This is a genomic window from Sphingomonas sp. UYP23, assembly GCF_054059235.1.
The window spans coordinates 2956880-2969014 of sequence record NZ_JBSSBX010000001.1; the positions used below are offsets into that span (position 1 = coordinate 2956880).

12 protein-coding genes are annotated in these 12135 nt (G+C 65.8%); 3 read left to right on the forward strand and 9 right to left on the reverse strand.

The genetic code is table 11. The features are described 5' to 3' along the window. Nucleotides 1–181: 181 nt before the first annotated feature. The 6 genes from ACVWYO_RS14590 to dcd all read right to left on the reverse strand — a co-directional run bounded on the left by ACVWYO_RS14590 (nucleotide 182) and on the right by dcd (nucleotide 6636). Nucleotides 182–1039, reverse strand: coding sequence for a Csu type fimbrial protein (locus ACVWYO_RS14590; RefSeq protein ID WP_457351966.1), 858 nt, complete (start codon nucleotides 1037–1039; stop codon nucleotides 182–184). After that, nucleotides 1036–3354, reverse strand: coding sequence for a fimbria/pilus outer membrane usher protein (locus ACVWYO_RS14595; protein WP_457351968.1), 2319 nt, complete (start codon nucleotides 3352–3354; stop codon nucleotides 1036–1038). Before ACVWYO_RS14595 ends, ACVWYO_RS14590 begins: the two co-directional genes overlap by 4 nt. Nucleotides 3355–3441: 87 nt before the next feature. Further along, nucleotides 3442–4179 (reverse strand): fimbrial biogenesis chaperone, encoded by a 738-nt coding sequence (locus tag ACVWYO_RS14600; protein ID WP_457351970.1) that lies wholly within the window; start codon nucleotides 4177–4179, stop codon nucleotides 3442–3444. Between the two features lie 16 nt (nucleotides 4180–4195). After that, nucleotides 4196–4750 carry a Csu type fimbrial protein gene (locus ACVWYO_RS14605; RefSeq protein WP_457351972.1) on the reverse strand — a complete coding sequence of 185 codons (555 nt, stop codon included), beginning with the start codon at nucleotides 4748–4750 and terminating at the stop codon, nucleotides 4196–4198. Nucleotides 4751–5065: 315 nt separating this feature from the next. Continuing rightward, the gene (locus ACVWYO_RS14610) at nucleotides 5066–5476 is read right to left on the reverse strand and encodes a cupin-like domain-containing protein (protein ID WP_457351974.1); all 411 of its coding nucleotides are present in this window, start codon (nucleotides 5474–5476) and stop codon (nucleotides 5066–5068) included. A 605-nt stretch (nucleotides 5477–6081) separates the two neighbouring features. Continuing rightward, nucleotides 6082–6636, reverse strand: coding sequence for a dCTP deaminase (dcd, locus tag ACVWYO_RS14615; RefSeq protein ID WP_457351976.1), 555 nt, complete (start codon nucleotides 6634–6636; stop codon nucleotides 6082–6084). Between the two features lie 117 nt (nucleotides 6637–6753). On the opposite strand from dcd, the gene ACVWYO_RS14620 reads away from it, so the two are divergent. After that, nucleotides 6754–7425 (forward strand): hypothetical protein, encoded by a 672-nt coding sequence (locus ACVWYO_RS14620; RefSeq protein WP_457351978.1) that lies wholly within the window; start codon nucleotides 6754–6756, stop codon nucleotides 7423–7425. Between the two features lie 43 nt (nucleotides 7426–7468). Here ACVWYO_RS14620 and ACVWYO_RS14625 read toward each other — a convergent pair whose 3' ends face one another. From ACVWYO_RS14625 to ACVWYO_RS14635, 3 genes are read right to left on the reverse strand one after another with little or no spacing between them, the layout of a single operon-like run. After that, on the reverse strand, nucleotides 7469–7924 hold the full coding sequence (locus ACVWYO_RS14625) for a cytidine deaminase (RefSeq protein WP_457351980.1): 456 nt from the start codon (nucleotides 7922–7924) through the stop codon (nucleotides 7469–7471). Beyond that, nucleotides 7921–8610, reverse strand: a complete 690-nt coding sequence (locus tag ACVWYO_RS14630) for a GH25 family lysozyme (protein ID WP_457351982.1) — start codon at nucleotides 8608–8610, stop codon at nucleotides 7921–7923. The genes ACVWYO_RS14625 and ACVWYO_RS14630 overlap by 4 nt, the downstream gene beginning before the upstream one ends. Nucleotides 8611–8629: 19 nt before the next feature. Continuing rightward, nucleotides 8630–9112: a UPF0262 family protein gene (locus ACVWYO_RS14635; RefSeq protein WP_140850035.1), complete on the reverse strand. Its 483-nt coding sequence runs from the start codon at nucleotides 9110–9112 to the stop codon at nucleotides 8630–8632. A gap of 111 nt (nucleotides 9113–9223) precedes the next feature. On the opposite strand from ACVWYO_RS14635, the gene ACVWYO_RS14640 reads away from it, so the two are divergent. Further along, on the forward strand, nucleotides 9224–10732 hold the full coding sequence (locus tag ACVWYO_RS14640; RefSeq protein WP_457351985.1) for a replicative DNA helicase: 1509 nt from the start codon (nucleotides 9224–9226) through the stop codon (nucleotides 10730–10732). A 10-nt stretch (nucleotides 10733–10742) separates the two neighbouring features. Continuing rightward, entirely contained in the window at nucleotides 10743–12125 is a 1383-nt protein-coding gene (locus ACVWYO_RS14645; protein WP_457351987.1) for an RNB domain-containing ribonuclease, read from the forward strand. Nucleotides 12126–12135 lie beyond the last annotated feature (10 nt).

The window sequence follows — 12135 nt, forward strand, 5'->3', positions numbered from 1 at the left end:
GTTGAACCGCGGGTGCGATCCGACCGGAACGCGCATTCCCGGTCCTGCTCGGCGTCGCTCGATGCGACCCACTCGCTCATCCCGGTGTCGCTGGCCCGTCGGTCGCTGCCCAGCGGGGGGTGTTGCAGCGTCCTCGACCGGCTCGCCCATACGCTGGCAAAGGCCGAGGCGGACGCCCAAATCAATAGCTCACGGTTGCAATGATGACGTCGCTATAGGAACCGGGTCGCACGGACTGGCTGCTCGGTATGCGCGCGTAGATGGAAAGGCCCTGAGCGCTTCCCGTTCCCGTCGCGGCCCTGGTGTCGGAGCCCACCGTATTCCCCCAATTGGTCGTCCTCCCGCTATTCTGGAAAAGCTGATATTTGAGCGTGGCAGACGCAGGTCCGGTCATGCGGCGGGTGGTGATCGTCGCGCGGCTGCCGTTGCCGATGCTCAAGCCAAGATTGTAGCTGGTCGTGTTGGTGCAGGTGACCGTCACCACGGCGATGCTGTCGGCCTGTATGCCCGTATAGGTTCCAAAGCTCAGGCTTTGCGACGCGACCGTACAGGCGGCCCGGACGATGGCGGTAATGGTGAACGTCGTCGTCAGGGTCGACGTGCTCGAGACGCGCGCCGTTATCTTATCGGTATAGGTGCCGGGCGCGACGAACTGGCCTGTGGACACCCTGGGGTAGATATTGAGGATCTGCTTGTTGGCCGTTCCGATCCCCGTTTCCGAATTGGTGCCGCTGGTGTTGCCCCAGACGATCGAGCGCCCGGCGTCCTGAAACAGTTTATAGGCCAGCACGGCACCGCCGGGTCCGGTCAGCTTGCGGGTCGTGACCGTCGCGCCCTGTCCCATGCCCGCGCTCAACCCGACATCATAGGCTTCGCCCGAAGCGCAATTGACCGTGACCGGCACCGCGCCCGGGTCGAGCGAGGCGCTCGAATAGGTGCCGAAATTCGCCGAGACCGCCGAGATCGCGCACGCCGCATCGGCCGTCCCTGGAAGCGCTGCCAGGATAATCACGGCAGCAAGCGTTCGAAACCACATCATGGTGTTTGCACCTTGCAGAGGAGCGGGCCGATCGTCGGGAGGTCGCCCGCATTCGCGCGATAGTCGAACGACAGCGAGCAGCTCGATCCATCGGCCAGGCGCACGTCGATGACATTGTGCGGCTGCAGCCCAGTGACATAGCTTTCGCCGTCATATCCGACCGGGACGATCGCGCCGGTCCGTCGCAGCGTCGCCGTGCTGCCGACCGGGATGGCGACGCCGGCCGTATCCACGAGAACGAGCAACGCCCCGTGGCTGACGCTTGCGGAAAACTTGACGCGCACGCCCGCGTGATCCGGCGGTCGTACGGTGCGCGCATCGGTTTCGATCGTGATATCGGGGGGGATATCGGTGGCTTCGATGCCGATATGGTTGAGATCGAACGCGCGCAGGTCGGGGACCAGCAGCAGGCCATGCGCATTGGTCCGGCCGACGGCGCGATTTTCGTGGAAGACGCGGATGTTGGGCAAGCCGTCGGTGTCGACCACCGCGAAGCTGTCGTCGATCGCATTCGCGGCAAATACCGCACCGTCGACCAGCGAAAGCGACCCGCGCAGCTCGCCACGCAGCGACGTCTGCCCGGCGATGTGATCCACGCCTGCAGTCACCAAGGCCCATGGCGCCTCATATTGCAGCTGCCCGAATTGATGCGGCGTACTGCCGACCGATGCAAAGGCACGATAGCCCCAGTCACCGATCGTGACGGGCGAGCGCGAGGCGTCGAATTGGCCAGAGCGATCCCCACTGCTCGCGCCGGCGCTGACGCTGGCGGTGCTGCGCCGGCCGAGCGGAATCGTCAGCCCCGCGATCACGCCCCGCGTGCGACGATCGCGCAGGTCGCCATAGGCGGTCGCATACAGCGCGATCCGCCCCAGTTGGACCGAATAGCTGGCAGACATCGTGCGCGTCCGTTGGACGGGCAAGTCGAAGCTGTTGCAGTCGGGCGCCAGCGTGGTCGCCACGCATGTCTGGTCGAGGCTGGCATAGGCATCGCGGTTGACGGCGACAAAGGCGACCCCCAGCGATCCCAGCCTGCCCAGGGTCAGCCCCATACTGGCGTTGACCTGCAACCGGGCGACGGGATCGCCCGCTACCGCTGCAATATCGCGGAAGCGGCGGTCGGCCAGCGTCGCCGATGCGGCGAAGCTGAACACCGGCCCGACGCACTGGAGCCCGGCCGTGACCTTCGTTCCCGTGCCGGTGCCGCCGGTACTGGCGGCACCCACGACTTTCAGGATCGCGATCTGGGCCAGGTTGAGCACCAGACCGGCACCGCCCATCACGGCGCCGTGCGTGGCCTCGACGCTTGCCTCGACGGTCGCCAGTGCGGAGAGGCCGCGGCGCCACGTTCCGCTGCCGGCGAGCCCGGCATAGTCGTTGCTCTTCACGCCCCAATTCTTGCGAACCGCGCCGGCCTGCAGCGAAAACGTCTGCAACCCCGGCGCGAGCAAGGTCGCGCTGGCGTAAAAGGGTTGGGTCACCGTCACCTGGCGGCCAAGCGCGTCGCGGACCGTGATCGAAAGCATCCCCGCGCCGGTGATGACGGGGAGTTGCGGCACCTCGAACGGTCCGGCAGCGATATTTCGCGAGAACAGTCGGCTGCCATTCTCGAGGATATCGACCGTCGAGGGGACAGCGGCAGCGCCGCGCAGCGAGGGCAGCGGAAAGGTGATCAGGTCGGGCCGGGTCGAGAAATCCGCGGTCATCTGGGCGCCGCCCATCCGGACCGGACGAGTCCAGCTCAGCCCGCCGGTGATGAAGTCGCCGATGCGGTAGCGTCTCAGCGCCGTGCGATCCGAATAGCTGTAAACGGTATCGAGCCGGATCGCCGAGATCTGTCGCGGGATGTCGCTGCCGTCGACCATTCTGGCGAGCAGGCCCGAACTGACGTTGCCCCACGGCGAGAATAGCCGCGCGTCGAACAGCCCGTTGGCCAGTCGGGCTGTCCCGGCCGCGGTCGCATCGAGATCGTAGTTGAGCGTGATCCCGGTACTGCTCGGCGACAGCCCTTCGTCTTCGGCCGCGGTGTCGCTCAACACCGTGGGCACCAGTAGCGCCGTTGGAGCGGTGATCGACAAACTTTGGCGCGATCCGTCGAAGACCCAGGCGACACCCGGCAGATCGGCGAGACCGAGCAGGTCGTCAGCGCTCGACGTGGCTGACGTCGGCGGCGTGACGCCAAGGTCGCGCCATTCCGCGCGGCGTGCGCGCAGGACCCCTTCGTCAAGGACGAACGCGCCGATCTTGTCGATCGGATAGCCGTTGATCGAAACATCGAGCAGTAGCGTCTGCCGGGCAGGCGCCGGCGTTGGCACCGATGCTTGCGGTGTTGCCGTCGATCCCGGTCCGGGCGTGGTCAGCGCCATGGTTCCCCACAGCAGAAGCCACGCCCCGGCCATCGCTTAGGGTCGAAACGCGACCGGCAGCTGCTTCAGAACCCCGGTCTCGGTCGATGCGGTCAGCAGGAAGGGGAACGTGGCGCCGGCAAGCGCCGCGTCGGGCGCGATGTGCCAGCGCCGCGTCGCGCCCGCCAATATGTAGGGAAGCTGCGTGTCTTCCAGTCTCAACGCCGTGCCGTTCGCGGTCGACAGCGTCAGATCGCGAATGGCGTCGTGGCGCGCTCCGTCATTGAGCCCGACGAGATAGCTGCCCGTGGCATCGCGCTCGACATGGAACGAGACCTTCGGGGCGATCCGCGTCGTAGGTTGCGCGAACACCGGCATCGACATCCGTAGCGCAACGCGCACGACGCCGGCTTCGGCCGCGGGCGGGATCTGGTCGAGCAGGATACGGTAGGTCCCCTCCTGGCCGACGATGGGCTTGCGCAGAACGAGCCGGACGATCTGCGTGGCACCGGGCGCGATCCGGGCGAGCGGCGGACTCGCGACGACGTCATCGGAAGGCGTGAGCTGGTCGATCCCGTCCTTCTGGCTCCAGACGAATGCGCGGATCTGGACCGCGGTTTCGGCCTGGCCCTGATTGATAACGGTCAGGAGCGTGGCCATCTGGCCGGGCGCCATCAGCACGTTGACCGGTTTTACCGCCAGCGACTGCGCCTGTGCGGCGGGCGAAAGGGACAGCAAGGCTGCGGCAAGCGCGCCGGTGGCGACGCCACCGCGCAGGATCGACGGACGGGTCATCGCAGAGATCTCCATGTCAAAAGGTCACGGTCGCGGTGATCGTGTCGGTATAGGCGCCGGGCGTGACGAACTGGCTGGCGGGGATGCGGCCATAGACCGTGAGCGCCTGCGACGCGCCGGTGCCGACGCCGGCGAGCGTATCGGTGCTGACGGTGCTGCCCCAATTGACCGTGCGTGCCGTGTCCGAGAAGAGCGAATAGCTCAGCACCGCCGATGTCGGGCCGGTCATCTTGCGCGTCGTCACCGTGGCGGACGTTGCCAGACCGGCATTGAGGCCGACATTATAGGGGGTGGTATTGGTGCAGGTGACCGACACGGTCGATGTCGCATCGACCTGCACGCCGGCATAGGTGCCGAACGCGAGGCTCGTCGCCGAGACGAGACACGTCGCCTGGACCGTCGCGGTGACGGCCACGGTAGTCGTGACGGTCGCGGCCGATGCCGATGATGCGGTGGCGATGCCGGCTAAGCCCAAGCCCAGTCCCAGCAGTGCCGATCGCAGGACGCCGCGCCCGGAATTGTGCCTTGGGGCCGGAACCCAGCTGGTGGAGACGTCTCGAAATTCGGTCATTGTGAAGCTCCTGCCTCAGACCAGAATTCCTCCTCCGAAATCAATCTACCTGGCTGGTGCAATGGCGCGTGACGATCGGAATATAGAATTGCGGAATGATGGGTCCGTGAACAACGGCTCATGCAACACATCGAACATGGGTCGTTGCAGGGCTTCTGAACTCGACCTTAACCGGCAACAAGATTCGGCATCTGCATAAACGTGTGAAAAAGGTATTTCGAATTTCGATTTCGAGCATGGCGATATTATGCGTTAGGCGTATGAAGCGCTGCGTGAAACATCCCGGATCGTGACCTAGTTTGACCGGCCGTTGCCTCACCCAGCGGGATAGGAGGCATACGCATCGTTGGCCCAGCGGAAGTTGGTGAAGGTCAGCGTTATACTGAAATCCAGCGACTTGACCTGATGCCACCATCCGAGCGGCATGAACAGAATCTCGCCGGGCTCGAGGATCACGTCATATTGGGTCGCGTCGGCGAGCGCGGGATACCGAACCGCAGAGTGCTGTCCGGCCGGTCGATATCGTGTGAGCGAGGTCGTCAGCGCGGTGCGGGCGTGTCGACGATGCTCCGCAACCATAGTCCCCAAGTGTTGAAAAGCGCGCCTGAAACCAGGCCGACCACATCGGCGTCGCCGTTGATACCGCAGAAGGCGAAACCGGGGAGCGCCTGAGCCAGAGGACGGCGGTGGCAGCCCCGATCGCCACAAAGGCGACAGCAAACGCATCGGAAACGCGCGAGAAGTCTAAGGGGGTGATGATGTCGATGGGAGTCTCCCTCGCATTGATCCGCGGCACGGGCGCGCCGGGTGGGCTCGATTCAGAATCTCGCCCAACCCTGTTGAGACGGCGGTGTATCTCCCGAATATGTCGCCACAGCAGTGTCAGATGGCCGAGGGTCAGCCTGACCGCACACCGAATGGCTAAAGGCGCACGGCACCTCGGCTGTGGCGACACCGCAGGCTTAGACTGGAGCGGAGGTGCCGCCTATACCGGCTTTGTGCTGTACCGAGATCGTACGCCGGACAGGCTGGCCGCGACGGCGATGCGGGCGAGGTCGGCCGTGGTCTGCAGATCGACCCAACCCAACAGGATAACGCGGTGCATCCTGACGGTCATTTCCACCCAATGAAGCTCGGCTGCGATCTGCTTATTGAGCAGCCGCGCTCGGCACGACCGCTCCGGTCGATTCCCCGAGTCCGCTATACCTTCGCCACCAGAGAGGAACCGTTGGCGTCCGCACCTGGCCACACCATCGTCCACACCATCGGCGGCGGCTTTGGATGTCGGAGACCGATCGCCAGAGGGTCACTGCCTGATGGGCCGATGCGTCCTACAGCCGGGGCAACGTCACCCCGCGCTGGCCCATATATTTGCCCGCGCGGTCGGCATAGCTCGTCTCGCACGGTTCGTTGCCCTCGAGGAACAGGAACTGGCACGCGCCTTCATTGGCGTAGATCTTGGCGGGCAGGGGCGTCGTGTTCGAGAATTCGAGCGTGACATGCCCCTCCCAGCCGGGCTCGAGCGGGGTGACGTTCACGATGATCCCGCAGCGCGCATAGGTCGATTTGCCGAGGCAGATCACCAGCACGTCACGGGGAACCCGGAAATATTCGACCGTGCGCGCGAGCGCGAAGCTGTTGGGCGGGATGATGCAGCAATCGGTCTTGCGATCGACGAAGCTGTTCGACGCGAAATCCTTCGGATCGACGATTACGCTGTCGATATTGGTGAAGACCTTGAACTCGTCGGACACGCGCGCGTCATAGCCATAGGAGGACAGGCCGTAGCTGATGCAGCCGTCGCGCTTCTGGCCGTCGACGAATGGTTCGATCATCCCGGTGGTCAGCGCCTGCTCGCGAATCCAGCGGTCGGACATGATCGACATGTGAAGGCTCCCTCTTGGTTGCCGCCAGCCTGTTGCCGGAATCGCCAAAGCCGGCAAGCGCTGTTGCGAGGATATTAGTGTGCTGCTACCATAGTACACAACTTGGGAGGCTGATCGATGCGACGGTGGCATGCTCTTTTCAACCGCGCGCTTCTGCTCCTCGGCGTGGCGCTCGGAACCGTTGTGCTCGCGCCCGAGGTGCTGGCGTTCCCGCATCGCCAACGTATCGGCGACACCGCGGTGTATTCCGAGCAGGCGCTGCCTGCGACCATGCCGCAGCTCTTGGCGCGATCCGATGCGTTGCTGAAGAAGAGCGCGATCCACGGCGCCGGCTATGGACGGCGGATCTTCCTGACCGATGGCGGCTGGCGCTGGCGGGTCCTCGCCCTGCAGGCGTCCGGCGCCTTCGCGCTCTCACGCGGGTTGGGCGAGACGATCGTCGTCAACCGCAGCGATCCCGCGCGCGACGTCGCGTTCAACGGCGGGTCGATCGCCGGACAGCGCAGCCTGTCCGGCGTGATCGCCCACGAACGCACGCACGGCCTGATCCGCGCGCGCTATGGCGTGCTTGCCGACATGACCTATCCGGGGTGGCTGCGCGAGGGATATTGCGACCTCGTTGCGGGCGGGGGGAGTTTGTCGGACCACGATGCGGCATTGCTCAAGGCGCAGCACCGGAGGGTGCCCGCGTTGCTGTATTACGATGGCCGCAAGCGGGTGGAGGCGGCGTTGCGCGCGAATGGCGGATCAGTCGATGCGCTGTTCGCGACGGCGTTGAAGGGCGACTGACGCCGCGTTCCCCGGCCTTCGCCGGGGAGTCGCGATTTCGGGGTTAGCGCTCCGGCCCCAACCCCAGATCCGCGGGCCCGAAAGCGTGCGGCAACAATTCGCTCAGCAGGTAGCGCTCGACCGCATCGCCCTCGGCGGCGCCGCACCATACGATGATATCGCGGCCGCCGATCTGCGCGGCCTCGTTGATCACCTGGCGGCAGCGGCCGCAGGGGCCGACCGGCGCAGTGCCGGTCGGGCGCCCCTCCGCGTCCATCGCGCCGCCGATCACGCCGATCTCGACCACGTCGCGGAAATCGCCTGCGCTGTTGACCGTGGCGAGCGCGACCGTCTCGGCGCAGAGCGACAGACCATAGCTCGCATTCTCGAAATTCGCGCCGGTGACGATCCGCCCGTCGGCAAGCAGCACCGCCGCGCCAACCGCGAAGCGCGAATAGGGGGCGTGCGCGTTGAGCGCCGCCATGCGCGCCGCCGCGATCAAAGTTTGTTGCATCGTCATGGTGCCACTACGTCCCAATGTACCGGCCCATCGACCCCGTCGATGCGCCGCATGTCGCTTGCCTGCCACATCCGCCAGCGCCTTGCCGGATAATCGGGCGGGAAGAAATCCTGCATTGCCCACACAGGACGCGCAATCGCCAGCGTCACGCCGTACGCCGCATCGAAGCGCTTGCTGACCTTGAGCAGCACGGGTTTGCCGGTGTGCGATTCGACCATCGCAATGAACCGGCGCAGTTCGTCGAGCACGATCGGCGCGGTCGGCCGCGCGGTGCAATCGTCGCTGAAATCGAGCTCGACCGCCGCTGGCAGCGCGCCGTCGTCGCGCGCGACCATCGTGTTGAAGGCGTTCGCCTGGTCGGCGGCGAGCCGGCAGAGCGAATAGGCATGGCTCGCACCGCGGCGCATGCCCGTCTCGGCGACCGCAGCCCAATTGGCTTCGAAGCGTGGGTCACGCTGGTCGGCGGTGGTCGCGCGGATATAGGCGAAATCCGCGCCGCCGCGCTTGACCGCCCACCAGTCGATCTCGCCATTCGCGGCGGACACGTCGAGCCCCTGGAATGCGAAGCGGTCGGTCGGGCGCCAGCTCAGCGCGAGAACCCAGAGGATGATGGCAGCAAGGACAAGAATGCCGGTGATCGTGGCGTACAGCCCGACCCGGATGCCCCACAGGCGATATTTTACCACGATAGTCCCGTTTGGGCGGTCAGCCCTTGATATGAAGTACGCAGATCAGCGTGAACAGCCGGCGGGCGGTGTCGAAGTCGATCTCGATCTTGCCCTCCAGCCGCTCTTTCAGCAGCTCCGCCGCCTCGTTGTGGATGCCGCGCCGCGCCATGTCCACCGTCTCGATCTGCGCCGGTGTCGCGTTTCGGATCGCCTGATAATAGCTGTCGCAGATCGCGAAATAGTCTTTGATCGGGCGGCGGAAGCGCCCCATGCCGAGCACATAGGTCTCGAGATGGCTGCCATCCTCGCGGTGCAGCGCCAGCCCGAGCCGGCCTTCCTCGACCGTCAGCTCGATCTTGTAGGGGCCGGCATAGCCGTCGGGATAGGTCTTTTGCGGGGCGAAATGATTGCCCTCGATCAGGTCGAAGATCGCGATGCGGCGCTCTTGCTCGATATCGGCCGACCGCCACAGGATCGTGCGTTCGTCGAGAGTCACGGCAATGATGCGTGGATCGGCCATGATCACGCCGTAGCGGGGGCGGGGCCATGCGACAACATCCGCCCACGGGATTCACACCCGGGTGAGCGCAATCCGCTTGAGTGGGCAGGCGGCGAGTGGAATGAGAGCGCCATGGCCACAGCATTCCTTCCCACACCGCCCGTTCCCGAAACCGTCTCGCTCCCGCAGAACGTCGAAGCCGAAGCTGCAATGCTCGGCGCGATGATGATCGACAACCGCCTTGCCGACGATCTGATCGACCGACTCGACGCGGAACATTTCTTCGAGCCGCTCCACGGCCGCATCTTCAGCGCAATCAAGACGCTGCGCGGCAATGACATGCTCGCCAGCCCCGTCACGCTGCGCCCGATGTTCGAACAGGACGCCGGGATGCGCGAGCTGGGCGGCCCGGCCTATCTCGCGCAGCTCACCGGCTCGGGCGCCGGGCTGATCGGCGCGCGGCAGTTCGCCAAGCAGATCTATGATCTGGCGATGCTGCGCACGCTGGTTACAGTGGGGCGTGGCCTCGTTGATCGCGCGATGGATACGTCGGAGGAGGTCAATCCCCGCGCGCAGATCGAGGCGGCCGAGGAGGAGCTCTACAAGGTCGCGTCGGACGGCGCGACCGAGAGCCAGACCAAGAGCTTCCTGCAGGCCGCCAAGACGACGCTCAAGATGGCCGAGGTGGCGCTCAACTCGGGCGGGCACATCTCGGGCATCACCACGGGCATCGAGAGCATCAACACCAAGATCGGCGGCATGCACCGTTCCGACTTGATGATCCTCGCCGGGCGTCCGGGCATGGGCAAGACCTCGCTCGCCACCAATATCGCGTTCAACGCGGCGCAGCGCTGGATGCGCGACATGGCCGACGGGATCGACCCCGAGCGCTCGCTCGGGGCGAAGGTCGCGTTCTTCAGCCTGGAAATGTCGGCCGATCAGCTGGCGGGGCGCGTGCTGTCCGAGCAGGCGCGGATCAATTCGGACGTGCTGCGATCGGGCAAGATCAGCCGGCATGAATTCCAGGCGCTCGCGACGACCGCAGCCGAGCTCGAAAATCTCCCGCTGTTCATCGACGATACCGCCAATTTGTCGATCGCCTCGCTTCACACCCGCGCGCGGCGCTTGCAGCGGCGGCACAACAACCAGCTCGGGCTGATCATCGTCGATTACCTTCAGCTGCTGTCGGGCTCGGCCAAGGCGTCGGGCGACGGGCGCGTGCAGGAAATCTCGGAGATCAGCCGTGGCCTCAAGGGCGTCGCGAAGGATCTCAACGTCCCGGTGATGGCGCTGTCGCAGCTCAGCCGCGCGGTCGAGCAGCGTGAGGACAAGCGGCCGTTGCTGTCGGATCTGCGCGAATCGGGATCGATCGAGCAGGACGCCGACATGGTGATGTTCGTCTATCGCGAGGATTATTATCTCAACATGGCGCAGCCCGAGATCCCGAGCGCGAACAGCCCGGCGGGCGTGCAGGACAAGCATGCGCAATGGTCCGAGCATCTCTCACGCGTCGATGGCCTGGCGGAACTCATCATCGCCAAGCAGCGCCACGGCTCGACCGGCAAGGTGATGCTCAAGTTCGAGCCGCACATCACGCGCTTCAGCGACGTCGTGGTCGGCGGTGGCGGCGGCGGATATTGAGGGTGCGCGGTTGAAGACGCTCGTCGATTCGAACGCGGTGCTGGCCGCTGGCCTGCCGCTGATCCGGACGCAGTTCGGCGTGCCCGAGTCGTTTCCGCCGCAGGTGCTTGCGGCAGCGGAGGCGGCGGCCAAGCGCGTGCCGAATGCGCATGTCGATCGGACGGCCGTGGCGTTCGTCACGCTCGACCCGGCGAGTTCGACCGATCTCGACCAGGCGTTTGCGATCGAGCGCAGCGGGGCGGACCTCTTGCTGCATTATGCGATCGCGGATGTCGCGTGGTTCGTCGACGATGGCGGGGTGATCGACGCTGAAGCGTGGAAGCGCGGTACGACGCTGTATCAGCCCGACGGCAAGGCCGGGCTCTATCCGCCGGTGCTTGCCGAGGGGGCTGCCAGTCTGTTGCCAAGCGGGCCGCGGCCGGCGGTGGTCTTTACCGTGCGCGTTGCGTCCGATGGCACGCCCACATTCGACGGGGCCGAGCGCGCGATCATCCGCAGTCGGGCCAAGCTTGCGTATGACAGCGTAACCGATGCCGATCTACCGCCCGATTTCGCGGACCTCGCGAACCGGATCGCGGCCGCCGAGGATGCGCGTGGCGCGAGCCGCGTCGACCCTCCGCAGCAGGATGTGATCGCCGACGGGAAGGGCGGGTATCGGCTCGCGTTCGAACCGCGGTTGCGCTCCGAAGACCGCAATGCCGCGCTGTCGTTGGCGACCAATCTTGCGGTCGCTGCACTGCTGCAGGCGCATCATACCGGGCTGTTCCGCGTGATGGCCGGGCCCGACGATCATGCCGTTCAGCGGCTGCGCAATGTCGCACTCGGGCTTGGGTTGGAATGGTCCGAAGCGCTGTCGCTGTCGCAATTCGTGGCGACGCTGTGCGCCGCCGTCCCGGCACAGGCAGCCTTCATGATCGCCGAACGCCGCAGCGGGGGCGGGGCGACCTACATGCCGTACCGCGATGGCGTGGTCCCGTGGCACGCGGCAATGGCGGCGACTTATGCGCACGCGACCGCGCCGCTGCGGCGGCTGGCCGACCGCTATGTCGTGCGCGCGGCGCTCGCGATCGCCAATGGGCAGCCGGTGCCGGATGTGGTGACGCAGGCGTTCGGGACGCTCCCGCCGGTGATGGCGCGCGCCGATGCGATCGGCGGGCGGATCGACCGCGCGGTGATCGATCTTGCCGAGACGGCGGTGCTGCACGGGCGCGAGGGTGAGGTTTTCGCCGCGGTGATCGTCGATGCGGATGCGCATGGCGCGCGGATTCAGCTTTGCGATCTCGCGGTGCTGACCAGCGTCAAGACCGCAGGCAAGCCGGGCGAGGCGATCACGGTGCGGCTGGTGGCGGCGGATACGACGGCGCGGACTTTGAGCTTCGAGCGGGTCTCGTAAGGCGAATTAC